This is a genomic window from Helicobacter pylori oki112 (assembly GCF_000600085.1).
GTDB classification, from domain to species: domain Bacteria; phylum Campylobacterota; class Campylobacteria; order Campylobacterales; family Helicobacteraceae; genus Helicobacter; species Helicobacter pylori_CY.
Genome location: NZ_CP006821.1, coordinates 933,059 through 956,311 on the forward strand (window position 1 = coordinate 933,059; position 23,253 = coordinate 956,311).

General features: G+C 38.3%; 19 protein-coding genes and 2 pseudogenes. 8 read left to right on the forward strand and 13 right to left on the reverse strand.

The features are described 5' to 3' along the window. Positions 1-1,062: a phospho-N-acetylmuramoyl-pentapeptide-transferase gene (mraY, locus tag HPOKI112_RS04420; protein ID WP_025276952.1), complete on the reverse strand. Its 1,062-nt coding sequence runs from the start codon at positions 1,060-1,062 to the stop codon at positions 1-3. Between the two features lie 126 nt (positions 1,063-1,188). On the opposite strand from mraY, the gene HPOKI112_RS04425 reads away from it, so the two are divergent. From HPOKI112_RS04425 to HPOKI112_RS04435, 4 genes are all read left to right on the forward strand, one after another. Beyond that, the gene (locus HPOKI112_RS04425; RefSeq protein WP_025276953.1) at positions 1,189-2,025 is read left to right on the forward strand and encodes an HpaA family protein; all 837 of its coding nucleotides are present in this window, start codon (positions 1,189-1,191) and stop codon (positions 2,023-2,025) included. Positions 2,026-2,124: 99 nt separating this feature from the next. Beyond that, positions 2,125-2,313 (forward strand): 50S ribosomal protein L28, encoded by a 189-nt coding sequence (gene rpmB, locus HPOKI112_RS04430; RefSeq protein ID WP_001118998.1) that lies wholly within the window; start codon positions 2,125-2,127, stop codon positions 2,311-2,313. A gap of 42 nt (positions 2,314-2,355) precedes the next feature. Then, complete coding sequence (locus HPOKI112_RS08565; protein WP_268744236.1) at positions 2,356-2,490, forward strand: hypothetical protein; 135 nt, start codon at positions 2,356-2,358, stop codon at positions 2,488-2,490. A 9-nt stretch (positions 2,491-2,499) separates the two neighbouring features. Further along, positions 2,500-3,636, forward strand: a complete 1,137-nt coding sequence (locus HPOKI112_RS04435) for a potassium channel family protein (RefSeq protein WP_025309840.1) — start codon at positions 2,500-2,502, stop codon at positions 3,634-3,636. Between the two features lie 372 nt (positions 3,637-4,008). On the opposite strand, the gene HPOKI112_RS04440 is transcribed toward HPOKI112_RS04435, so the two are convergent. The 5 genes and pseudogenes from HPOKI112_RS04440 to HPOKI112_RS04465 form a co-directional block, all read right to left on the reverse strand. Continuing rightward, entirely contained in the window at positions 4,009-4,866 is an 858-nt protein-coding gene (locus HPOKI112_RS04440) for an ATP synthase subunit B family protein (RefSeq protein WP_025309841.1), read from the reverse strand. A 12-nt stretch (positions 4,867-4,878) separates the two neighbouring features. After that, positions 4,879-5,512: pseudogene (locus HPOKI112_RS08465) on the reverse strand (putative barnase/colicin E5 family endoribonuclease); the annotation flags it as partial. A gap of 181 nt (positions 5,513-5,693) precedes the next feature. After that, positions 5,694-7,664 carry a DUF3519 domain-containing protein gene (locus tag HPOKI112_RS08060; protein WP_080275993.1) on the reverse strand — a complete coding sequence of 657 codons (1,971 nt, stop codon included), beginning with the start codon at positions 7,662-7,664 and terminating at the stop codon, positions 5,694-5,696. Positions 7,665-7,731: 67 nt separating this feature from the next. Continuing rightward, positions 7,732-8,283, reverse strand: a complete 552-nt coding sequence (gene ruvA, locus HPOKI112_RS04460; protein ID WP_001916667.1) for a Holliday junction branch migration protein RuvA — start codon at positions 8,281-8,283, stop codon at positions 7,732-7,734. Between the two features lie 24 nt (positions 8,284-8,307). After that, positions 8,308-10,152, reverse strand: a complete 1,845-nt coding sequence (locus tag HPOKI112_RS04465) for a FapA family protein (RefSeq protein ID WP_025276074.1) — start codon at positions 10,150-10,152, stop codon at positions 8,308-8,310. Between the two features lie 92 nt (positions 10,153-10,244). Here HPOKI112_RS04465 and murJ point away from each other — a divergent pair, with 92 nt between their 5' ends. From murJ to HPOKI112_RS04480, 3 genes are all read left to right on the forward strand, one after another. Next, positions 10,245-11,705, forward strand: a complete 1,461-nt coding sequence (gene murJ / locus HPOKI112_RS04470) for a murein biosynthesis integral membrane protein MurJ (RefSeq protein WP_025276075.1) — start codon at positions 10,245-10,247, stop codon at positions 11,703-11,705. Next, a complete protein-coding gene (cysS, locus tag HPOKI112_RS04475) occupies positions 11,706-13,103 on the forward strand; it encodes a cysteine--tRNA ligase (RefSeq protein ID WP_025276956.1) in 1,398 nt (465 codons plus the stop codon). 224 nt (positions 13,104-13,327) lie between these two features. Further along, on the forward strand, positions 13,328-17,239 hold the full coding sequence (locus HPOKI112_RS04480) for a vacuolating cytotoxin autotransporter (protein WP_025309843.1): 3,912 nt from the start codon (positions 13,328-13,330) through the stop codon (positions 17,237-17,239). Between the two features lie 129 nt (positions 17,240-17,368). On the opposite strand, the gene HPOKI112_RS04485 is transcribed toward HPOKI112_RS04480, so the two are convergent. The 5 genes from HPOKI112_RS04485 to HPOKI112_RS04500 form a co-directional block, all read right to left on the reverse strand. Continuing rightward, positions 17,369-18,379 (reverse strand): glycosyltransferase family 8 protein, encoded by a 1,011-nt coding sequence (locus tag HPOKI112_RS04485; protein WP_025309844.1) that lies wholly within the window; start codon positions 18,377-18,379, stop codon positions 17,369-17,371. Positions 18,380-18,547: 168 nt separating this feature from the next. Next, positions 18,548-18,676 carry a hypothetical protein gene (locus HPOKI112_RS08250; protein WP_412127274.1) on the reverse strand — a complete coding sequence of 43 codons (129 nt, stop codon included), beginning with the start codon at positions 18,674-18,676 and terminating at the stop codon, positions 18,548-18,550. 64 nt (positions 18,677-18,740) lie between these two features. Continuing rightward, positions 18,741-19,508, reverse strand: coding sequence for an ABC transporter ATP-binding protein (locus HPOKI112_RS04490; RefSeq protein WP_025309845.1), 768 nt, complete (start codon positions 19,506-19,508; stop codon positions 18,741-18,743). Continuing rightward, positions 19,508-20,488: a FecCD family ABC transporter permease gene (locus tag HPOKI112_RS04495; protein WP_025309846.1), complete on the reverse strand. Its 981-nt coding sequence runs from the start codon at positions 20,486-20,488 to the stop codon at positions 19,508-19,510. The genes HPOKI112_RS04490 and HPOKI112_RS04495 overlap by 1 nt, the downstream gene beginning before the upstream one ends. Beyond that, the gene (locus HPOKI112_RS04500; RefSeq protein ID WP_025309847.1) at positions 20,481-21,323 is read right to left on the reverse strand and encodes an SDR family oxidoreductase; all 843 of its coding nucleotides are present in this window, start codon (positions 21,321-21,323) and stop codon (positions 20,481-20,483) included. The genes HPOKI112_RS04495 and HPOKI112_RS04500 overlap by 8 nt, the downstream gene beginning before the upstream one ends. Positions 21,324-21,462: 139 nt before the next feature. Between HPOKI112_RS04500 and HPOKI112_RS04505 the strand changes: the two genes are divergently transcribed. Then, entirely contained in the window at positions 21,463-21,987 is a 525-nt protein-coding gene (locus tag HPOKI112_RS04505; protein ID WP_025309848.1) for an acyl-CoA thioesterase, read from the forward strand. 53 nt (positions 21,988-22,040) lie between these two features. Here HPOKI112_RS04505 and HPOKI112_RS04510 read toward each other — a convergent pair. Beyond that, a pseudogene (locus tag HPOKI112_RS04510) lies at positions 22,041-22,377 on the reverse strand (type II toxin-antitoxin system RelE/ParE family toxin). Further along, the gene (locus HPOKI112_RS04515; protein ID WP_025309850.1) at positions 22,358-22,735 is read right to left on the reverse strand and encodes a type II toxin-antitoxin system HP0895 family antitoxin; all 378 of its coding nucleotides are present in this window, start codon (positions 22,733-22,735) and stop codon (positions 22,358-22,360) included. The pseudogene HPOKI112_RS04510 and the gene HPOKI112_RS04515 overlap by 20 nt, the downstream one beginning before the upstream one ends. Between the last annotated feature and the right edge of the window lie 518 nt (positions 22,736-23,253).

The window sequence follows — 23,253 nt, forward strand, 5'->3', positions numbered from 1 at the left end:
TTAACGCACCTTCAAGCTTAAAAGAGCGATTAAATTACTCAGCATAGAAATGATCCAAAAACGCACGATCACCTTATTTTCTGCCCAACCCTTTTGCTCAAAATGATGATGGATAGGTGCCATTAAAAAAAGGCGTTTTTTGCGGGTTTTATAACTCCCTACTTGCAAGATCACCGACAGAGTTTCTACCACAAAAATAGATCCCATTAAAACGAGTAAGATTTCATTGTGCGAAACGATAGCGTTATAAGCGATAAACCCTCCCAAAGCCAAACTCCCGCTATCGCCCATAAACACGCTTGCCGGGTTGCAGTTATACCACAAAAAGCCAAAGAGTGATCCCACTAACGCTAGCGAGACAACAAACAATTCCCCCACATCTATGACTTTAGGATAAAGCAAGTATTTAGAAAATTCCGCATTCCCTGCCACATACACAAAGATAGAAAGGCTTAAAAGGGTGAAAATGCTAGGCACGCTCGCTAAGCCGTCTAAGCCGTCGGTTAAATTCACCGCATTGCTCGTGGATAAAAAAACCAACACCCAAAAACCAACCGCTAACATCGTTGGAATTTCAAACAAGGGGTTTTTCAAAAAAGGCGCGTATAAAAAAGTGTCTAACCCTTTAAGGCTCAATAAAACAGACACCACAAGCGAAAGGACAAAAAGCATGCCAAATTTCATTTTCGCGCTCATCCCGGCGTTATTTTGTTGGTTGATTTTAGTGTAATCGTCTCTAAAACCCACAAAACTAAAGCCCACTAACACGATTATCCCTAACAACACATAAAGATTACCCAAAGACGCGCACAACACGCTCGCAACAATGGTTGCAAAAACAAACACAATCCCCCCCATCGTAGGGGTATCCTTTTTATTCTGGTGGCTTGGCACGAAGCTAGAAATGGGCTGATTAGCCTTTTTAGCCTTGGCCCATAGAATGAATTTAGGCATTAAAAAAAGCGTGAGGAAAAAGGCTATAAAAAACCCTAACCCTGCTCTAAAAGTCAAATACTGGAAAAGATTGATATTGAAATAGCCATATAGTAAAGAATAGAGCATAAAATCCCCTAAAATCGCCATGCTTGAAATTTAGAAAAAAGAAAATTGTAGCACAAATTGATTTACTTAAAAATAGCATGAAAATAGGGTAAGATAGGAGTTTATTTTAATTTTTAGGAGTCTTTTATGGAGCGTTCGCTTATTTTTAAAAAAGTTAGAATTTATTCTAAAATGTTAGTGGCTTTAGGGCTTTCAAGCGTGTTGATCGGTTGTGCGATGAATCCAAACGCTGAAACAAAAACACCAAATGACGCCAAAAATCAAGTTCAAACTCATGAAAGAATGAAAACAAGCTCTGAACATGTTACGCCGCTAGATTTTAATTATCCGATACATATTGCTCAAGCCCCACAAAACCATCATGTTGTAGGTATTTTAGCACCACGCATTCAAGTGAGCGATAATCTAAAACCCTATATTGATAAGTTTCAAGACGCTTTAATTAATCAAATCCAAACTATTTTTGAAAAAAGAGGCTATCAAGTGTTGCGTTTTCAAGATGAAAAAGCTTTAAATGCGCAAGATAAGAGAAAGATTTTTTCCGTTTTGGATTTGAAAGGGTGGGTAGGAATCTTAGAAGATTTGAAAATGAATTTAAAAGATCCCAATAATCCTAATTTAGACACGCTAGTGGATCAAAGCTCAGGCTCTGTGTGGTTTAATTTTTATGAGCCAGAAAGCAATCGTGTAGTCCATGATTTTGCTGTGGAAGTAGGGACTTTTCAGGCAATGACCTATACTTACAAACACAGTAATTCTGGAGGGCTTAATTCTTCAAACAGCATTATCCATGAAAATTTAGAAAAGAATAAAGAAGATGCGATACATAAAATCTTAAACAGAATGTATGCGGTTGTCATGAAAAAAGCTGTAACAGAACTTACAAAAGAAAATATTGCCAAATACCGAGACGCTATTGATAGAATGAAAGGCTTTAAAAGTTCTATGCCTCAAAAAAAGTAGTTCTTAAACGAACCATTTAAAAATTAGCCTTAAAATCAGTCTTTTTAAAGGCTATTTTAAGTATAATGCCAAATTTATTTCAATAATTAAGGATACACAATGGCAAAAAGATGTGCTTTAACTTTTAAAGGGCCTATGATAGGCAACCATGTCAGTCATGCGAACAACAAAAACAAACGCCGCTTACTCCCTAACTTGCGATCGATTAAGATCCAATTAGACGACGGCACGACTAAACGCATTAAAGTGGCTGCTTCCACTTTAAGAACCATGCGTAAAGGGGCTTAGTTTTTAGAATTTCTGTCCATTTTGATTGTAGGGGTGGTTTTGGTGTTTTTGATAACCTTTTTAAAACTCCCCTTAAAACTAAACTTCTTTATTAAATATCAATTTTATGCGATCGGGTTTGATATTTTAAGGGAGTTTAAAAATGAAACGCTTTCAAAAGAATTTATTTTGATCTAGGAATTGGTTTTGTTTGAAAAGTTGAAATTTTTTAAAATCAAAAAAGACGATGAAATCCAGCCAGAAGTCAATTTAAATTCTGAAATCTATGAGCAATTTAAGGTCTTTAGACTCCCGCTTATTTTAATCCAATTGCTTGTGCTTTTAGGCACTCTGGGATACTTCGCCCTAGAAAATTATAGCCTTATGCAAGCTTTCTTTCAAACGACTTACACCATGACAGCTACAGGGTTTGGCGCTTTAAATGAAAGCCAGTTCGGGCCTATAAGTATTTTTTTAACTTCCATTTTAATGTTTTTTGGGGCAGGAATCATTGCCTTTAGCGTGGCTATTTTAGTTAGCGTGGTCAATAAAGGCACGCTTACCAGATTGATTAAGGAGAAAGGTATGATTTATAAAATCGCACGCCTTAAGGATCATTATGTGATTTGTTACCACAACGAATACACCATTGAATTGAGCAAGCAGTTCCGCTCCGCTCAAATCCCCTTTGTGGTCGTGGATAATGACCCTAGTTTTGAAGAAGAAGCCATTAAGCACAAATACCCCTACTACATCATAGGCGATCCGCAAACCAATTTAGCCATGCTAAAAACCCACTTAAGCAGCGCTAGGGGTGTTGTGGCTTTGTCTAAGATTTTACCGGTGAATGTGGCGTTAATGGTGAGCGTGCGCTTGTTTGAAAAGGAATTAAAGCGCAAACCTTACTACATCATTGCGAGCGCGCATAGCGATGAAGGCTTAGAAAAATTAAAAAAATTAGGGGCTGATATGGTGGTCTCCCCTACAAAACTCATGGCGCAGAGAGTGAGTGCTATGGCGGTGCGTCCGGATATGGAAAATATCTTAGAGCGTTTTATCAATAAAAAAGACACGCTTTTAGACTTAGAGGAAGTGATTGTCCCTAAAACCAGCTGGCTTGTGTTAAGGAAATTAAAAGAAGCCCATTTTAGAGAGATCGCTAAAGCGTTTGTGATTGGTATCACTCAAAAAGATGGCAAATACATCCCCATGCCCGATGGAGAAACGATTATTGCAAGCGAATCCAAACTATTAATGGTTGGCACTTCAGAAGGCGTTGCGACCTGTAAGCAACTCATTGCCAACCATCAAAGACCCAAAGAAGTGGATTACATTTCCTTGTGATTGATACAGCCCTTTTTAAATAAAAAAGCTTGGCTCTCATCAAATATGGATAATAAAATCTAAAATGCTAAAAACATTTTTTATAATTAATAGCAAAGAGCTTGGCGTTAGTCAAAAAGTTTTAGCCATTCATGTTTGATGAGAACCGATCCAAGATTTAAACGGATTTTGGGCTTATTTTTCTCACACCCATACGCTCAATGAGAGTTAATTATAACCCTTTTAAAGCCTTCTTTGTTGAAAGGATTTTTAAAATATTTTAAACCATGTTTTAATTTGTCCTGTGGTTGGTTTCCTAAATCATTGCATTTTTGAAGCGTTACCCTAAATTCCGCGCAAAATAAATCTTCATCAATCTCCCAACCTAAAATTTTACTCTCCTTTCTTACTTTTTTCTAGCGTGTAATCGCTCAAATCCTTGATCTTTTGCTCCCATCCGCCTTGAATATAGATCACATTCCTAATATAATAAGCTCCTATGAATAGAGTGCTAAACTTCGGCTTCAAGGTTTCTAAAAGTTCGTTAAATGCGGTTTTTTTGGCTTCGGTGATCTCGCTTGTGGCTTGTTGCTTTTCTTGCGTGATATTATTTAAAACTTCTTTCTTATTGGTGTTAATTTGATTTGTAGCGCTTTTTTTCGCTTGGTTAATGTTAGTTATCGCTTGCGTTTTATTCTCGCTTATTTCATTATTAGCGTGCGTTTTAGCTTGCGTGATCGCTTCAAGGCTTTGGGTTTTAGTTTCTTTGATTTGGTTATTAGCGCTTTCTTTGGCGTTGTTTAAAAAGATTTGATAGCTCGTTAAAAGCCTTGTAGCGGTTTCTATTATTTGATTTTCTAGCTTTTTAATTTCGCTTTTGATGTTCTCGGTGTTGGCGTTTAAAATGCTCGTTACTTCTTGCTCGTTGGCATGCATGCTCGTATTAAACTCGCTAAAAAAGCCCTCGTATTCTTTCATTTTCGCTTTCAAGCTCTCTCCGGCGTTACTCAGCCATTCAATGGAATTTCTTAAACTGCTATCAATTTCATTCGCATTTTTGAAAAAATCCAAACTCAAAAGCACTTCTAAAATCCTAACGATCCCTTTAAGGCTTAGCTGTATTTGATCCGTAAAAAAGCTGTTAGATTTTAAAGCGCTCTGTAATTGCTTTAATAATTCGTTAGTGATTTCTTTCACTTCTGGCTGTTCGGTAATCTCTAAAGCGCTGTTAGGTAGATTGGGGTAATTCATTTTATTCCTTATTTAGTTTTTTGTGGTAGGATTAGGTCCTACGGAGTTTAAAGAATTAAATGCCTTTTCTTTAGTGATTGCTTGCGGAGTAGACCGTAACGCTTGCTTCTCTGTATCATACAATTCATAACTACTTATCACTCAATGATTAGGTAATTTTTCTCCTTTCCAATTATCTTTTATCTTTTAAACCTACTCTTATATTTTGGTATTCAATAGCCATTCTGCCGTTTCGTTCTACCTTAACGCCTTTCTCTATAACTTCCGGTATCGTTTTAACTACGCTCATGGCGTATTCTTTGGCTTCTGTTTCGTTTATTCCTTTGTTAAGCGCTTGATCTTCTCGGCGTTTTAAAATGTGTTCTAACCCGTAATCTTTATTACCCCAAACTAAATCAATATCCCCTAAACCTTCCTTATAAAACGCTCCCGCTACAAAACCTTTTTTAGTTTCTAATAGCTTGTTAATCGCTCCTAAGCCATCATTTTTAAACTCGCTATAATTAGGTCCCCATTCGCTAGGCGTTTCAAGTTTTTGTTTTTTACTCCCTTTCTCGCTCTCTTTTTGCATGTCCTTCACGGCTTCTATCAAGCGCTTTAAGGTAGGGTTATTTTCGTTTGGCTCTCTATTGACCATTAAAAAAAAGAGAAAACTAAAAAGCATTCTCTCGCTAAGCATGACCCTCGCTTCTAAGATAATGTCAAATGGTTTTTCTATTGCTCTTATTATCATTTTTTAATCCTTGACTTTTTCAAGTTTTTGTTTTATAGTTTCAAAACGCATTAGCTTTATCAAATATGTCTAGCACTCAGCTCATAACTGATGGTCAATTGCTATTCTGAGATTTTGCTAATGTTTTTTTATAGATTAAACTATCCTTATAATTTTCTCTTGCCTTATACATTGTTTTTAGCATTAGTTCATTCTTAGCGTTTGATACTTGCTCCACCACTACAAAAAATCCATTGATTTGATTAAAACTCGCTACTACCGGTCTGTTTTGATTATCTTTTAGTTTTAAAGTTTCATTAGCTTGTTTGGATAATTCTCTATAGTTGGCTATGTCTTCGAACGCTAAGTTTTTGTGTTCTTTTAGTATATGGTTAATAGCTTGATAGTCAATAACCGCTCTTACATCATCTGGATATTTCAATTTCAAATCTTTAGCAAAACTTGGCTCTATCTTTTCAACAGCTATTCGTTTATGATTTTTTTGAATGTATTCAACCGCTTCTGCGTTTAAATTTTGCATTCCTAAAATAGGCATACTGCTCCCAGTTCGTGGGCTTTCATCAATGAGTTTTTTAATTTCATCAAAATCAAGTTTTTTGAGCACTTCAGCTTTTATCCCTTTCTCGCTTTCTAACTTAAGAAGCTTTTTTGCGTTGGCTTGTTCGCTTAAAGGCTCTTGCGTTTTTAGCGCGTTTGTGGTAGGATTAGGATTGTTAAGGTTTGAGGTGCTATAGTTGATGCCATCTCTGTAATTGTTAGAGAGTGTCCCAATGGTCTCTAACTCCCTTAAAACCTTTTCATCTGTTTCAAAACTTGTAATCATATAATGATTTTTTAAAGGTGTATTTCCTTTTTGACTACTTAAACCTACTTCAATACCATTATGTCTTATAGTTGCATGCCCTATATAATCATTATCTTTGATACCTTTTTCTATAACTTCCGGTATTTGCTTTAATAACTCTTTAGTCCTTTCTTTGGCTTGTTCGTTTGTTAATCCTAACCTTTTGCATTGTTTTTCTCTCTTTTCTAATATATGTGCTAACCCATAACCGTTGCTATCTTTAGTCTTTGGCGTTCCCCACACAAAATCAATCCCTCCTAAATCCTCCCTATAAGCTGCGCCTGCGACTTGCCCGTTTTTCTCTTGTAATAACTTCTCTAACGCTTCCTTAGGCTTTAAGGCAAACTCGGGGTAATTAGTGCCAAACTCTTTGAGTGGGGTTGTAGCGCGTTGTTCTTTAAGAAGATTTTTTGCGTTGGCTTGTTCTAAGGGGCTTAAATGGGTAGGTTTTGGTGGGGTTTCGTTTAAATTTTCGCTTGTTTTTAATAAATCCTCTTGACTATTTAGCGGTTTTGGTGTATTATTCTCTCCGTAGACCACTACATCGCTTAACGCGTTGTCGCTCTTAGCGGTTCTGTTCGGCTGAATAAAAGAGTGGATAATGTCAGCATCTCTTACATGACTTCTCATATGCCTTTCATTCAATTTTGGTATAAAAGTCCTTAAAATCGTATCGTTATCTTGCGTGATTAGCATATATAGGCGCGTATTATTTTCATCTTTAAACGCTTTGATATATTCTTTTTTAAGAGTGCCATCTTTATCTTTAATAAAAATTTCAATGTGAGGCTCTCTAAGAATAGGTTCTATTAAGCTAAGAAATTTTAATCTGTCTTGTGAGTTATCTCTTGTTTCTAAATGTTCTAAAAACCTGTCTTTGTTTTCCACGCTCTCTAAACTTTGTTTAAACTCTGCAACGCTCATGCCTTTAGGTAATGGTGTGGCGCTATCTTTTAGCTTTTCTTCAATGCCTTGCAAAAAGGCTTCTTTGTCTTTAGCTTCTACCACTTCAAAAGGGCGCGTGTCTTGCTCTCTTATGCTTTTGACTAAATTACTCGTTTTAGTGGCTTCTTTGATTTCCTCACTCGCTTGTTTAACGCCGTTATTAAGCTCTTCAATGATTTTAAGCGTGTTGTTGCTAAATTTAGCGTTTTTGGCGCTTAATTCTAAGTTCTTACTAAAATCGCTTATTGTGTGGCTTCGTTCAAGCGCTCTTTTAATGTGATACTTTAAGGCTGCGCCTGCGGTGGCTTCGTTTAAAGCGTAGCCGCTAAACTAAAAGCTTTTTTTAAGAGCGCAGTTGTTGTAAGGCTTCTTTAATCGCTGCTTCTATGCTGAGATTGGGTTTTAGGGTTTTTAAGACTTGGTTGATTTCAGTGCTTTTAAAGCCCAAACTCTCTAGGGCTAAAAAGACTTCATTGCGCGCAGGTCTGTTTTCATCTTGAATGAAAAAGCCAATCAAATCTACCATGATCTTATCAGCGAGTTTTTTCCCTATACCTGGGACTTGCTGGAGTCTTTTGACTTCTTTAGTGGCGATAATGTTTTCAAATTCATTCGGCGAAAAGCTTGAAAGAATGGCTAAAGCGATACGCCCCCCTACCCCATTGATTTTTAAAAGCCTTTCAAAGAGGATTTTTTCGCTCTCTTCTAAAAACCCGTATAAAAGATGCGCATCTTCTTTGATCACTTGTAAGATTTTCAAACGCGCTTTTTGGCCCGCTTGAAGCAAAGCAGAAGTGCGCATAGAAACTTGTACCCCATAAACAACCCCCTGCACTTCTATATGCGCTTCTAAAGCAGAGATTTTTTCCACAACCCCTATCAAACCCACTATCATTTTATCCCTTTTTTATTTCTCGCTCTAGCCTTTTATAGCGCTTTTAGGGACTTTTTTGATTTTATGGTCTTCATAGATCACATTCACGCTTTCATTATGGCTTAACATGGCGCTCAAGTTGCTCACTTTAGGGTAATTGCGATGATAAATCACGATATTTTCTTGCTTGAAAGGGTTTTTAGTCGTAATGCTTGCATGCTGGAAGCTGTTTTCTATGCTAATGAGTTTAGCGTAACATTCGTTATTGATTTTTTGCAATTCTAACATTTGAGCTTTTAAGATTTTCAAACGCTTTAGAGCAAACATAAACTCGCTATAAGCGTCTTTCACGCTTTCTTGTTGCATTAAAGATCGTTTGATTTCTTCAGTGGCGTTTTTAAGCTTTTCCATGATGGCTTGATGGTTTTTGACTAAATGGTTTAAGGACTGGTGCTGAGCGATGATTTTTTTGGATTTTAACCCTAACGCATTGAGTTTTTGTTTAGCGATCTTCAATTCTTCTTGGTTTTCTCGCCCCCCAAAAGCGTAAAAAATAAAGCGGTTGCCATTGCCATCCACCTCATCAATCCAACATTGCTTGGAAAAATACAGCTTGTTATCGCTTTTGAGCTTTTCTAAAGCGATTTCTTTCGCATAGACCACGCTCCCCGCACTCGCTTCCACTTTAACGCTATTGGCATACACTTTAGCACGCTCTAAATACTTGCACTCAAACTCTTTAGCGTAGCACACGCCCTTATGGTTAGTGATACGCGCTTTATTGGCATAGACATAGCTTTCAGGGTGGATTTGCCCCTCTATAGTAATTTCTTTAGCCACTAAGATCACATTCTTGCCCACATTGCCCTTAATGTTAATCGCGCTCGCTTCTAAAATGAGGTTAGAATCAATCGCATCGCTCAATTCATCTTTAGCTTGAATCTCTAAAACCAACCCGCTCTCCACTCCCCCTAAAAGATTAGGCACTTCAATGGATTTGATCCCGTTTTTAAAGATAAAATTTTGCTTAGAAACCAAACGCCCTTTTTCCATTTTAACCCCTTGTAAGGCTTTAGAGTAATACACTAAAGCGTTATTTTCTTCTCTCTCTTCAAAAGCGTTTTTGTCATGCCCTATGGGGGTGGGCGAATGGGCAACTTTAGGCAATTCAATATAAAGGCCTTTAAGGTTACGGCCGTCTCTGCCTTGTTTGGGGTAATTCACGCAAGCGACTTTTTGGTTTTCTTTAGCAATATAATTATTTTCTTTAACAAACGATTCTTCTTGATCGCTTAGAAAAATGGTATGCGTTGGAAGGTATTCTTCTTCTAATAAAAAATGGGATTGTTCTTCTACATTAGGGATAAAGGTTGAAGAAGCGTATAAAATAAAGCGCTTGTTTTGGGCTTCTTTTTGATATTTTCTTAATTCTGTTTTTAAATTTTCATACATTTGTGAAAGGTGGCGAAACACCACGCCCTCAAAGGCTAAACACTCTTTAATATACGCAAACATTTCTTGGTAATGCTCTTCAGTGTCTAGGACAATAAAACACTCGTCTAAAATAATTTCTATTTTGCTTAAATCTTCATCCACTTCCACCTCAAAAAAGCGTTTGTAAGCGTTTGATTTGATTTTAATGTCGTGAGTTTGATAAAGGGTTAGCTCTTTTTTTTCATAGTATTCCTCTTCTTCTAATTGTTGCAATTCCCCACCAAAAGCCTCGCTAAAATCGTCTTTAGCACTGTTTTTGATAAAAATAGAAGTTTTTAAAATCTCAAACCACAGATCTTCTGTTTGCAATTTATTTTCAGCAGCCGCTTTTTTTAATTCTTTTTGAATGTCTTTGCACCGCTCAACTTTTATAGGGGCAAAATGCTCCAAGCTCATTTTTTAATCCTTAAATGGTATAATATAAGAATTTGAAAAAAGGAATATGCTAACAAAAAAACGCTGAAAATTAGGTAATAAATACAACTAGTATGCTAAAAAAAATATTTTTAACCAACAGCTTAGGGATTTTATGCTCTAGGATTTTTGGCTTTTTGCGGGATTTGATGATGGCTAATATTCTAGGGGCTGGGGTGTATAGCGATATTTTCTTTGTGGCTTTCAAACTGCCTAATTTATTCAGGCGTATTTTTGCGGAGGGCTCTTTTTCACAAAGCTTTTTACCGAGCTTCATACGGAGTTCCATTAAAGGGAGCTTTGCGAGTTTGGTGGGGCTTATTTTTTGTGGCGTTTTATTGGTATGGTGCTTATTGGTGGCATTAAATCCCTTATGGCTCACTAAACTTCTCGCTTACGGCTTTGATGAAGAAAAACTCAAACTGTGCGCCCCTATTGTAGCGATCAATTTTTGGTATCTTTTATTGGTGTTTATCACCACTTTTTTAGGAACGCTTTTGCAATACAAACACAGCTTTTTTGCCAGCGCTTATAGTGCAAGCTTACTCAATTTATGCATGATTTTAGCCCTTTTGATTTCTAAAGAAAAAACGCATTTAGAAGCGTTGTATTATTTGAGCTATGGCGTGCTTTTAGGGGGCGTGGCTCAAATTTTATTGCACTTTTATCCTTTAGTAAAATTAGGCTTATTGAATTTATTATTTAAGGGGTTGTTGAGCTTTAAAACTAAAAACGCGCCCAAAAAAAAATACCGCTTCAATCAAGTTAAAAAGGATTTGAAAGCGTTTTTCAAGCAATTCCTCCCCAGCGTTTTAGGCAATTCTAGCGCTCAGATCGCTTCTTTTTTAGACACCACGATCGCCTCTTTTTTAGCGAGCGGGAGCGTGTCTTATTTGTATTACGCTAATAGAGTCTTCCAGCTCCCTTTAGCTTTATTTGCCATAGCCATATCCACAGCCCTTTTCCCTAGCATTGCGATCGCCATTAAAAACCATCAGCAGGATTTAATCTTGCAACGCTTGCAAAAGGCGTGGTTTTTTTTGGTGGGGGTTTTGCTTCTTTGCAGCATTGGGGGGATAATGTTAAGCAAAGAAATCACCGAGCTTTTATTTGAAAGGGGGCAATTTAGCCCTAAAGACACCCTAATCACTTCGCAAGTCTTTTCGCTCTATCTTTTAGGCTTGCTCCCTTTTGGGCTAACCAAACTCTTTTCTTTGTGGCTTTATGCGAAATTAGAGCAAAAAAAAGCGGCTAAAATCTCTTTAATTTCGCTTTTTTTAGGTTTGGTGGCTTCTTTGAGTTTAATGCCTTTGTTGGGGGTTTTGGGTTTAGCGTTAGCGAATAGTTTGAGCGGGTTATTTTTATTTGTTTTAACGATAAAAGCGTTTGGCTTTCAATTATTCTTGGGTATAATCAAGAATTTAAAATCATGGCTTGTAATCCTTTTCCTCGCTTGCGTGGAAATCTTATTACTCTTAGCGTTCAAATCGTGGGTTACACATTTATATTTATTTTATTATTTTCAAGGTTTTTAAATGTTTATTTATGATACCAAATTAAAACAAAAAGTCCCTTTTGAGCCTTTAGTCCAAAATAAGGCGAATATTTATGTGTGCGGGCCTACGGTGTATGATGACGCTCATTTAGGGCATGCCAGGAGCGCGATTGCTTTTGATTTGTTGAGGCGCACGCTTGAATTAAGCGGCTATGAAGTGATGCTAGTAAGGAATTTCACCGATATTGACGATAAAATCATCAACAAAGCCTTCAAAGAAAACAAAAGCATTCAAGAATTAAGCAGCATTTATATTGAATCTTACACGAGGGATTTAAACGCTTTGAACATGAAAAAACCCAGCCTAGAGCCTAAAGCGAGCGAGTATTTAGACGCTATGGTGCACATGATTGAAACGCTTTTAGAAAAAAATATCGCTTATAGAGTCTCTAATGGGGATATTTATTTAGACACGAGCAAGGATAAAGATTACGGCTCTTTGAGCGTGCATAATAGCAGCATTGAATTTGGCCGTATTGGTTTGGTGCAAGAAAAACGGCTTGAGCAGGATTTTGTGTTATGGAAAAGCTATAAGGGGGATAATGATGTGGGCTTTGATAGCCCTTTAGGCAAAGGGCGCCCTGGTTGGCATATAGAATGCTCTAGCATGATCTTTAAAACTTTAGCGCTCACTAACACCCCCTATCAAATTGATATCCATGCAGGCGGAGCGGACTTGTTATTCCCCCACCATGAAAATGAAGCGTGCCAAACCCGTTGCGCCTTTGGCGTGGAGCTTGCCAAATACTGGATGCATAATGGCTTTGTGAATATCAATAATGAAAAAATGTCTAAAAGTTTAGGGAATAGCTTTTTTATTAAAGACGCCCTAAAAAACTATGATGGCGAAATTTTGCGCAATTACTTACTAGGGGTGCATTACCGATCTGTTTTGAATTTCAATGAAGAAGACTTGTTGGTGAGTAAAAAACGCCTGGATAAAATCTATCGTTTAAAACAGCGCGTTTTAGGGACTCTTGGAGGAATAAATCCAAACTTTAAAAAAGAAATTTTAGAATGCATGCAAGATGATTTAAACGTTTCTAAAGCGTTGAGCGTTTTAGAAAGCATGCTTTCTTCTACTAATGAAAAACTGGATCAAAACCCTAAAAACAAGGCTCTAAAGGGCGAAATTTTAGCGAATTTGAAATTCATAGAAGAACTGCTTGGCATCGGGTTTAAAGACCCTAGTGCCTATTTCCAATTAGGCGTGAGTGAAAGCGAAAAACAAGAAATTGAAAACAAGATAGAAGAAAGGAAGCGCGCCAAAGAGCAAAAAGATTTTTTAAAAGCCGATAGCATCAGAGAAGAGCTTTTAAACCACAAAATCGCTTTGATGGACACCCCACAAGGCACGATTTGGGAGAAGTTTTTTTAAACGCCTCCAATTTTACCTTTTTACACATTCCAGCCACAAATTTCCGCCATGTTACTTTTTAATCCTATGGGTTTTATATTCATTTATCTTAACTTGATAGAAATTGAACATCGGTTGTAGATACTGCATATTTATAGCCTTAATCGTAAATGCAACAGAAATTTTCTAGTCTAAAGTCGCACCCTTTGTGCAAAAATCGTTTTACAAAAAAAGAAAGGAAAGAAATGGAAATACAACAAACACACCGCAAAATCAATCGCCCTCTGGTTTCTCTTGCTTTAGTAGGAGCGTTAGTCAGCATCACACCGCAACAAAGTCATGCCGCCTTTTTCACAACCGTGATCATTCCAGCCATTGTTGGGGGTATCGCTACAGGCGCTGCTGTAGGAACGGTCTCAGGGCTTCTTAGCTGGGGGCTAAAACAAGCCGAAGAAGCCAATAAAACCCCGGATAAACCCGATAAAGTTTGGCGCATTCAAGCAGGCAGAGGCTTTAATAATTTCCCTAACAAGGAATACGACTTATACAAATCCCTTTTATCCAGTAAGATTGATGGAGGTTGGGATTGGGGGAATGCCGCTAGGCATTATTGGGTCAAAGACGGGCAATGGAACAAGCTTGAAGTGGATATGAAAGACGCTGTAGGGACTTATAACCTCTCAGGCCTTATCAACTTTACCGGTGGGGATTTAGATGTCAATATGCAAAAAGCCACTTTGCGTTTGGGCCAATTCAACGGCAATTCTTTCACAAGCTTTAAGGATGGCGCTAACCGCACCACGAGAGTGGATTTTAACGCTAAAAATATCTTAATTGATAATTTTGTAGAAATCAATAATCGTGTGGGTTCTGGAGCCGGGAGGAAAGCCAGCTCTACGGTTTTGACTTTGCAAGCTTCAGAAAAAATTACAAGCCGTGAAAACGCGGAAATTTCTCTTTATGATGGTGCCACGCTCAATTTGGTTTCAAGCTCAAATCATAGCGTTGATCTTTATGGTAAGGTGTGGATGGGCCGTTTGCAATACGTGGGAGCGTATTTAGCCCCTTCATACAGCACGATAGACACTTCAAAAGTAGAAGGGGAAATGAATTTTCGCCATCTCGCTGTGGGTGATCAAAACGCCGCTCAAGCGGGCATTATCGCTAATAAAAAGACTAATATTGGTGTGTTAGATTTGTGGCAAAGTGCGGGGTTAAACATTATCGCTCCTCCAGAAGGCGGTTATGAGAGTAAAAACAAAGATAACCCTCAAAATAACCCTAAAAATGACACGCAAAAAACAGAAACTGAGCCCACGCAAGTCATTGATGGGCCTTTTGCTGGCGCCAAAGACACGGTGGTCAATATTTTTCGTTTGAACACTAACGCTGATGGCACGATTAGAGTGGGAGGGTTTAAAGCTTCTCTTACCACCAATGCGGCTCATTTGCATATCGGCGAAGGCGGTGTCAATCTGTCCAATCAAGCGAGCGGGCGCACCCTTTTAGTGGAAAATCTAACCGGGAATATCACCGTTGAGGGGGCTTTAAGGGTGAATAATCAAGTGGGCGGTTCTGCTGTGGCAGGCTCAAGCGCGAATTTTGAGTTTAAGGCTGGTGCTGATACCAACAACGGCACAGCCACTTTTAATAACGATATCCATCTAGGAAAAGCGGTGAATTTAAGAGTGGATGCTCATACAGCTTATTTTAATGGCAATATTTATCTGGGAAAATCCACGAATTTAAGAGTGAATGGCCATAGCGCTCATTTTAAAAATATTGATGCCACAAAGAGCGATAACGGGCTAAACACTAGTGCTTTGGATTTTAGCGGCGTTACAGACAAAGTCAATATCAACAAGCTCACTACATCTGCCACTAATGTGAACATTAAAAACTTTGACATTAAGGAATTAGTGGTTACAACCCGTGTTCAGAGTTTTGGGCAATACACTATTTTTGGCGAAAATATAGGCGATAAGTCTCGCATTGGTGTCGTTAGTTTGCAAACGGGATATAGCCCGGCCTATTCTGGGGGCGTTACTTTTAAAGGTGGTAAAAAACTGGTTATAGATGAGCTTTACCATGCCCCTTGGAATTATTTTGACGCTAGGAATGTTACTGATGTTGAAATCAACAAAAAAATTCTTTTTGGAGCCCCAGGATACATTGCTGGCAAAACAGGGCTTATGTTTAATAACCTAACCCTAAACAGCAACGCAAGCATGGATTATGGTAAAGATTTGGATTTAACCATTCAAGGGCATTTCACCAATAATCAAGGCACGATGAATCTTTTTGTCCAAGATGGGCGTGTAGCGACCTTAAATGCAGGCCATCAAGCAAGCATGATATTTAATAATGTAGTGGATAGCGCGACCGGATTTTACAAACCACTCATTAAGATCAATAACGCTCAAAACCTCACTAAAAATAAAGAACATGTTTTAGTGAAAGCGCGAAACATTGATTATAATTTAGTAGGAGTGCAAGGCGCTAGTTATGACAATATTTCTGCAAGCAATACCAATCTGCAAGATCAATTCAAAGAGCGCCTAGCCCTTTATAACAACAATAACCGCATGGATATTTGTGTGGTGCGAAAAAATAATACCGATGATATTAAAGCATGCGGGATGGCTATCGGCAATCAAAGCATGGTGAATAACCCTGAAAATTACAAGTATCTTGAAGGTAAGGCATGGAAAAATACAGGGATCAATAAAACGGCTAACAACACCACAATCGCTGTCAATTTAGGCAACAATTCTGCACCTACTGAGAATGGTGGCAATACCACAAATTTACCTACAAACACCACTAACAAGGCGCGTTTTGCTAGCTACGCTCTCATAAAGAACGCTCCTTTCGCTCGTTATAGCGCTACTCCTAATTTAGTCGCTATCAATCAGCATGATTTTGGCACCATTGAAAGCGTGTTTGAATTGGCTAACCGCTCTAGTGATATTGACACGCTTTATGCCAACTCAGGCGGCACAGGCAGGGATCTCTTACAAACCTTATTGATTGATAGCCATAATGCGGGTTATGCCAGAACAATGATTGATGCTACAAGCGCTAATGAAATCACCAAGCAATTGAATACGGCCACTACCACTTTAAGCAACATAGCCAGTTTAGAGCATAAGACAAGCGGCTTACAAACTTTGAGTTTGAGTAATGCGATGATTTTAAATTCTCGTTTAGTCAATCTCTCTAGAAGGCACACCAACCATATTGACTCGTTCGCTCAACGCTTACAAGCTTTAAAAGGCCAAAGATTCGCTTCTTTAGAAAGCGCGGCAGAAGTGTTGTATCAATTTGCCCCCAAATATGAAAAACCTACCAATGTTTGGGCTAACGCTATTGGAGGAACGAGCTTGAATAATGGCTCCAACGCTTCATTGTATGGCACAAGCGCCGGCGTAGATGCTTACCTTAACGGGGAAGTACAAGCCATTGTGGGCGGTTTTGGAAGCTATGGTTATAGCTCCTTTAGTAATCAAGCGAACTCTCTTAACTCTGGGGCCAATAACACTAATTTTGGCGTGTATAGCCGTCTCTTTGCCAACCAGCATGAATTTGACTTTGAAGCTCAAGGGGCACTAGGGAGTGATCAATCAAGCTTGAATTTCAAAAGCACTCTACTGCAAGATTTGAATCAAAGCTATCATTACTTAGCCTATAGCGCTGCAACAAGAGCGAGCTATGGTTATGACTTTGCGTTTTTTAGGAACGCTTTAGTGTTAAAACCAAGCGTGGGCGTGAGCTATAACCATTTAGGCTCAACCAACTTTAAAAGCAACAGCAATCAAAAAGTGGCTTTGAGTAATGGCTCTAGCAGTCAGCATTTATTCAACGCTAGCGCTAATATGGAAGCGCGCTATTATTATGGGGACACTTCATACTTCTATATGAACGCTGGAGTTTTACAAGAGTTCGCTCGCTTTGGATCTAATAACGCCGCGTCTTTAAACACTTTTAAAGTGAATGCCACTCGTAACCCTTTAAATACCCATGCGAGAGTGATGATGGGTGGGGAATTGCAATTGGCTAAAGAAGTGTTTTTGAATTTGGGCGTTGTTTATTTGCACAATTTGATTTCCAACGCAAGCCATTTCGCTTCCAATTTAGGAATGAGGTATAGTTTCTAAATACCGCTCTAAATACCGCTCTTAAACCCATGCTTTGGCATGGGGTGTGATGGGTTTAAAAAGTATAATTAGGGGGAGCGTGTTAGCAAACCAACCCCAATAAGGGGTTAGCCTTTAAAATAAACTCCGCTAACGCAAACAAAAAGACTCTAGCTTTTTAAAAATCTTAAACAAAACATATTGTATAAGAAATTTTTTATTCAGCCTAGTGTTTAAAAATTCAAAAAAACTCTTTTTGTTGTGGTTATTGAGTTCAGTAAAAGTTTCAATTTTACCCACTAAGTTCTCAAAAACTAAAGAGTCAAAAGAAGTTTTAAAAGCTACTTGGTGCCATTCTTTAGAATATGGGTAGCGAAAATGTTTCCAAGGCTTTTCATCAGCATAAAAATGCAACATGCAAGCATCAGATTTTTTAGGTATCATCCTTGTCCCAACCATGCGTGGATGGACATTATACTTGCAAGGTATTTCTAAAATACACCCTTGACAAACAAGCACGAATAAATCTTGCTCTGGTAGCAACAGCCCTCCATCTCTTGTTTTAAAAAAATCAATCAGCTTTTCTTCTAAATGATGCTCCCTCCACAACGCCAAATTGACCAGCATAAAACCTGCATTAAAAGGGTTTTCATATAGAATTTCCACTTCTTGAAAGGTTAGGCTTTTATGATTGAGTTTGACACCCATTCCCCTAGACCAATTAAGGCGAGATGAAAACAAATCATTAGCGCTATGAATGCCAATCAATGAGAAGTCTTCTTTGGTTGCTCCAAAATACGCTCCATCCATAGGGATAAAAAAGCTCTCGCTAATATCGCCCACGAACAAGGTATCCACATCAAACATGATAATTTTTTCATATTGAGAAAAAATACTCGCTAGCAACAAACGGCATAAAATCATTTTAGAAAAACGCTTTTTAGCGAAAGGATTGAGTCTTAAGAAAAGTTGAGAAACCAATTTAAAAGGGTAAGCGTCATTCTTTGAAATATCACAAAATTCAATACCAGAAAACGCGCTAAAGGGGGCTATAGTTCGCTTTAATTTTTCTACATTTTCAGCGCTCAAACTATCCACTAAACAATGGATTTGATAAAAGAGTTTTACCCCATCTCTTTCTTGTGTGCAAGAAGAAAGCATGGAGTATAAACTCACACCCGCAGGGATGCAATAATTATTGTCAAAAGCGACTACTATAGGGATAGTTTGAAATGAGGGGGGGTAACAGATGCGCTAATTTTCATATACAAACTCCTTGAAAATAAAAATAAACGAGACATTATAACTCAAAATCCCTATTTTCAACCCCTACAACGCATACACGACAAGCTTATTATCATGCCAGATCGCTTCTAATGGCGTGTCATAAAGCGCGCTTAAATTGTGTGAAGTCATAGCGATTGGCGTGGAAGCTTGCACAGATGCACTAATTTTCATATACAAACTCCTTGAAAATAAAAATAAACGAGACATTATAACTCAAAATCCCTATTTTCAACCCCTACAACGCATACACGACAAGCTTATTATCATGCCAGATCGCTTCTAATGGCGTGTCATAAAGCGCGCTTAAATTGTGTGAAGTCATAGCGATTGGCGTGGAAGCTTGCAAAAAAAGTTTTTTATCTTTGAGCATGACCACATGCGTGGAGTGCCTGGCAACCAAATTCGGATCATGGATATTGACTAAAACGCTCAATTCTCGTTTTTTCATCTCATCTTTAATCGCATCAAAAAAAAGGGCTTGGTTTTTTAAATCTAAAGCGCTCGTAGGCTCATCTAGTAACAATAAGGGCGTTCTTTGCAACAAACTTCTGGCTAAAAGCACCATTTGCCTTTGACCGCCGGACAAATCATTGATGCCTTGATCTTTTAAAGACTCTAAATCCAAGCGCTCTAAAACGCTAGTGGCTTCTTTAATGTGCTTGGCTTTAGGCATAGCGAACAGATTCAAATGCGTCGCCTTCCCCATTAAGACAAAATCCAGCACGCTGAAATTAAACGCATAATATTCCACTTGGGGGATATAAGCGATTAGTTTGGCTTTTTCATAAGGCTTTAAGGGTAAAATATCTTTGTTACACGCTTTAATTTCGGTTTCTTCTAAAGGCTTTAAAAGCCCTAAAAGGCATTTTAAAAGCGTGGTTTTACCGGAGCCATTAGGCGCTAAAATGCTGGTGATGCTGTTTTTTGGCACGTTAAAACTCAATTTATCTAAAATAAGTTTTTGAGAATATTTAAAGGACAGGTTTTTAACTTCTAAGACCATCACATCCCCCTAGTCCTAAATAAAAGCCACAAGAAGAAAGGCGCTCCTAAAACGCTTGTCGCAATGCCTACCGGCAAATCATAGGGGGTAATGGTTTTAGCCACCACATCCGCTAAAAGCAAGAAAAACGCCCCCATTAACAAAGAGCTTAAAAGCAGTTTTTGCAAATTCGCCCCAAAAAACAACCTAGCCACATGCGGAATGACCAACCCAATCCAGCCAATCGTGCCGGACACGCTCACCGCTAAAGCGCTCGCCACGCTCACGCACACCAAACAAAGCGATCGCAACAACACCGGGTTAATCCCCAAGCTCAAACTTTGCGCATCGCTCAAGCTCAATAAATTAATACGCCACCTTAACAAAAAAAGCGGGATAAAGCCTAAAGATAGCCCTATGAAAGCGATCAAGCAATCCTTATAACTGCTCAAAGACAAGCTCCCTAAAAGCCACACGACAATCGCTTGCGCTTTTTGGGGGATCACAAAGAATTTTATCGCTCCGGCTAAGGCACTTAAAAACGCGCTCAACACCACCCCTGAAAGCACCAATGAAAGGACGGAATTGCCTAAAACCCTATTCATCGCTAATACAGCAAGGCTGGCTAAAATCGCTCCAAAAAACGCTAAAATCGCAATATTAGACTCCACTACCGCTATCGCCATCGCCACGCCCAGCATCGCCCCGCTAGAAATCCCTAGTAAAAAAGGATCCACTAAGGGGTTTCTAAAAATCGTTTGCATCACCACCCCACTCCCGGACAAACTCGCTCCCACCAGGAGCGCTAAAATCACTCGTGGTAGTCGTATTTCTAAAATAATAATACTTAAAGAGCTCAGTTCTTCATTGTGCAAAAAGTGGTTTTTCACATTAAGGCACACTTCTTTCCACTCTTCCAAACTCAAGGACTCCCCTCCAAACAAAAGCACCACTACCGCTAAAATCATGCAAGCTAATGCAATATGATAGGTTTTAAGCATCACGCTTCCTTTTAAGAACGATTAATCTGAACAAAGAATCATACCAACTACTCGGGAGGATTCGATACAACGCTAACAACAATTGGGTTTTTAAGCCGATCAAATAGCGGGCCTTGATTTTTTGACTCATGGTAAGAAAAACGATTTTTTGCGCCACGGCTTTAGGGCTTAGGGCTTTTTGATACACGCCAGAATAAAAGTTTTTAGCCGCATTCACCTCTAAGGCATAAAGGCTATCTTTTCGCTCATCATTTTCAAAAGCGGTTTTTTCCCAGTTGCTTTTCACCGGGCCTGGCTCAATCAAACACACTTGAATGTTAAAGGGTTTAAGCTCTAAACGCAAGGCGTCGCTATAAGCCTCTAAGGCATGCTTACTCGCGCTGTAATGGCCTAAAAAGAGCATGCTCACGTGCCCCGCTATGGAAGAAAGATTAAAAATCTTAGAATGGGGCTTGTTTCTTAGTAAGGGCAAACAAAACTGCACCACTTCACAAAGGGCGAAAAAATTCACGCCAAATTGTTTTTTAACCTCATCAATTGGCGTGTCTTCTACGCTCCCAAACACCCCATAACCGGCGGAATTGATCAAAACATCGCAATGATCTTCTTTAGCGCTGATGTTTGAAAACGCTTCTTTTAAAGCGTTAGAATCGCTCACATCAACATCAATGCTCTCGCATAACGCATGGTTTAACGCTACACACAAAGTCGCATGCCTAGAAAGTGCATAGACTTTATACCCTTGATCTAGCAGCATTAACGCGCACTCCAACCCAATCCCAGAACTCGCCCCGGTGATAACCGCCACCTTTTGGCTTTCTTTTTTCTCGCCCATTATCTAACGCCAACTCTCTTATTATTTTTATAATTCCTCTAATATTCACTTAATATTACTTAATTTTTACTAATATATAGTTCTTGGAATGTTTTTTACAAAAGACATTTTTAACACCAATTTTAATTAAGGAGAAACAATGCCTCAAATACAATCATCGCATTCCAATCATTTTGATTTCACCCTAGACACAGCGGATCGCACTAAATTATTGATGAGCTATTTAGTCGTGCCTACAACCGCTAATTTCAACAATGTCATGCATGGGGGGGAATTATTGAATTTATTGGATAAAGTGGCTTATGTGTGTTCGACTCGTTATTGCGCTAAAGGAACGGTCACTTTAAGCGTGGATGGGGTTACTTTTAAATACCCCATTCCTGTAGGGAATTTGCTCACTTTTTTAGCCAGCATCAATTATGTAGGAAACACCTCGTGCGAAGTGGGGATTAAGGTTTTGAGCGAAGATATTAAAACTCGTGAAATCACGCACACCAATTCATGCTATTTCACCATGGTGGCTGTAGAAAATGGCAAACCCACCCCCATGCCTAAATACGAGCCTAAAACAGAGGTTGAAATCCGCCGTTATGAAGGGGCTTTGAAGCGTAAGGAAATGCGCACACGAGGGTATTTGAAAAGCGGGAGGCACGAGGGCATTTAAAAAGCACAAGCGGTGTTTTAACCATGAATTTATCCCTAAAAAAGGGGGTAGCGTTATAAGTTGTGCGGGTGGTTAAAACAGCTCGCTATGACTGCCTAACCTTACTAAAATAAGCTCATCATCTCTCACTAAATACACAAGCAAAATATCAGCTTTGATGTGGCATTCCCTAAAAGGTTTCCAATTGCCTTTTAAAGCATGATCTTTAAATTGTGGGTCTAGCGGTTCTTTCTTTTTGCCTTTTAAAGCATGATCTTGAAATTGTGGGTCTAGCGGTTCTTTCTTTCTCAAAGACAGAATGACCTTATTCAAAACGCTATCATCAAACCCATTCAAAAGTAATTTATCAAAATCTTTTTGAAAAGATTTTTTAAGGTTGAGTTTCAACACCTAACGCCCTTTTTCTTTCATCGCTATAACTAGAAAAATCCTCAATAATCAAATCGGTTTCTTTGTTAAGCGCATCTCTCATGGCTTGTTGCGTTTGAATGTTTGGGATCTCATACCCCAAACAACAATCTCTTTTATCATCAAAAGCTTGGCTGATTTTTTGCAAGAGTTCATTTAATGCGTCTATTTTATCCTTAAAGTTTTGATCCCTTTTTTCCAATTCTTTAGCCATTTTTTCTTTAAAAGAAGCTCTATTATTTTGCATCTTTTTGATTTTTCGCTCTAATTGATGGATTAAATTAAAAAGCTGTTTTTCGCTGTATTGTGTGTAGTCTTTTTTGGTGGGAGAATTAGGCATGCTTTATCCTTTATTAAAAATACCACTTCATTATAGCGCAAGCGATAGAGCGAGAAAGGTTAGAAATAAAAACTTAAAGATTAAAAAGCGTTTTGAAAAGTCAATGAAAAAATCCGTAAAAAATCAGCAAAAAGAAAAAGATCAATCCCCCCAAAAGAAAGAGTTTAAAAAGAAAGCTTTGAAAAATCAGTAAAAAGTCAGTAAAAAAAAGATCAATCCCCCTATAAAATAGCGCTTTTTAAAAATTATCGCTGAAGTTTTCCACTAACTAAAAACACTAAAAAGGGTTTTGCATCAAACCCCCCAAAAAAACTAAAGATTAAAAAGCGAAAGCAGTGGGGATCAGCAAAAAAGATCAAAACCCCCCCAAAAAAAAATTTAAAAAAAAGACTTCAAAAAAAGAATTTAAAACAAAGAATTTAAAACAAAGGGTTCAAAAAGAAATCCCTTAAAAAAGAGAGTTCAAAAAAAGAAAAAAGAAAGGCTTCAAAGAAACCCCTTAAAAGAGAGAGTTTCAC